Source organism: Rhizobium fabae (assembly GCF_003985135.1).
GTDB lineage: Bacteria > Pseudomonadota > Alphaproteobacteria > Rhizobiales > Rhizobiaceae > Rhizobium > Rhizobium pisi.
Map to the genome: position 1 here is coordinate 1 of NZ_ML133679.1, position 1902 is coordinate 1902.

Here is a 1902-nt window from a genome sequence, read left to right on the forward strand (position 1 = left end):
TGGTCGAGTAGCTATGCCATTCGGCTTCGCCCTCACAGATCCGGGCGGGCGGATTTCCCGCACCCGGCTCTTCCCGAGAGTAACCCGCATCATCTCCTGGCCTGCGCCCAAGTTCGAGTAATACGTGGGACTGGCAGCGCGAAGCGTGCGGTGAGGATTTCAAATTCCAACCAACCCATTCGCCGGCTCTTCTGACTTCGCCGCCTCAGGCAGCGGAACCATATGCGGCGTGCTTGCTGATAGAAACCGTTGAGTGCGGGATAGTTATGCGGCCTGCCGTAGTAGCCGTAGTGTCCACGCAGCACAGCGGCAAGCCACTTGTGCTGGGTAGCCAACGTCATGTGCATGTGCCGCCATGCTCCCTCGCGCAACGCCTTCAGCTTTCGCGTCAGGCGTTTCCCTTCCGTCTTGTGCTTCACGATAAACCTGCCATCACGGGTCACTCCACAGTAGTGAATGAAGCCCAGGAAGGCGAAGGTATCGGGCTTTCGCTCGCCACGCCGCTGCCGAGTCAAAGCCGCGAACCGGCCAAACTCGATCAGCCGCGTCTTGCCTTCGTGGAGCGCTAGGCCAAAACTGCCTAGTCGCTCCTTGAGGGTCAGAAGCATATTCAACGCATCATCCTTGTTCTCGAAGCCCATAACGAAGTCGTCGGCGTAGCGCACGATCACAATTCGGCCGCGTGCATAGCGTCGACGCCATTGATGAACCCACAGATCGAGGATGTAGTGCAGAAAGATGTTGGCGAGGAGCGGACTAATGCCAGCTCCTTGCGGGGTACCCTTGTCAGTCTCATACGTCTCGCCGCTCTCAAGGATTCCCGCCCGCAGCCACAGCTTGATAAGCTGGAGGATACGGGGATCGGCTATCCTGTGCGCCACCATCTGCAACAGCCACTCGTGGTCAACCGAGTCAAAGAAGCTGCGGATGTCGGCATCGAGCACCCAGTTCACGCGCTGGCTCATGATCGCTGTATGCAAGGCATCCAGTGCCATGTGCGGGTTGCGCCCTAGCCTGAAGCCATAGGAGAACCCGCAAAAGTCGGCCTCATAGACGGCACTAAGCACTTCAGCGACCGCGCCCTGGACGATCTTATCCTCCAGGGTCGGCACTCCAAGTGGCCGTTTTCCGCCATCGGCTTTTGGAATGTAAACACGTCGCACCGGCTGTGGCCGGTAGCGACCCGTGTGGACTCGTTCGCAGAGATCGTGAAGATTTTGCTCCAACCTCTCTTCGTACTTCGCCACAGTCATCCCATCGACGCCTGCGCTTGCCTGCCGCTTTTGCCGTCTGAATGCACGATGAAGCGCATTCAGATCGACGTGATGCAGCAGTGCAGTGAACCGGGTTCGGGCAACCTGTCTGGCTGCCGCGTTCACCCGCTCGAGGTTTGGCATCAGGACAACCCGGCTCTGTGTCCGGACCCTGGCCTCCTCTTGCGAGATCCTCTCGGGCCGATCCCTTCCCTCCACGCGTCTCGTTTCCTTCAACGGTTTCATTGGTACTATGAACCAGTCCGACTCCCGACCTCAGCTCGGTCAACAACTCCGGCAGTGCCTTGTTGCTGCCCCCCACCAGAGACCAGTCTGGCGGACCCGGTCGGGCCTCTCATGTTCCGATAACTGCCTTCCATGCGTGATCCGGCCATCGACCCCGACGGAGCGGCATCATCTCGCATATCGACGATACTCGTGTTGCCTTCGTGTTTAGGGAACACACTCGGCCTCCGTGAACATCCACCTTTCGAGGCTCATTCCCGCACCCCGCATGGCTCCTGTCTACACTTCAGACCCCGCGTCACCGCGACGCCCGCAAGACTCGGTCCCGACTTGCCTGCTAAGGCTTTGGCCGGATGGGACTTGCACCCACAAGCAGTTATCAGCTTGGCATGACGTACTCCCA

The 1902-nt window shown here is 59.3% G+C and carries 1 protein-coding gene; it reads right to left on the minus strand.

Annotated features, from left to right (window positions below; all coding sequences use genetic code 11):
- Positions 1-89: 89 nt before the first annotated feature.
- A complete protein-coding gene (gene ltrA, locus EFB14_RS32725; protein WP_126830940.1) occupies positions 90-1499 on the minus strand; it encodes a group II intron reverse transcriptase/maturase in 1410 nt (469 codons plus the stop codon).
- Between the last annotated feature and the right edge of the window lie 403 nt (positions 1500-1902).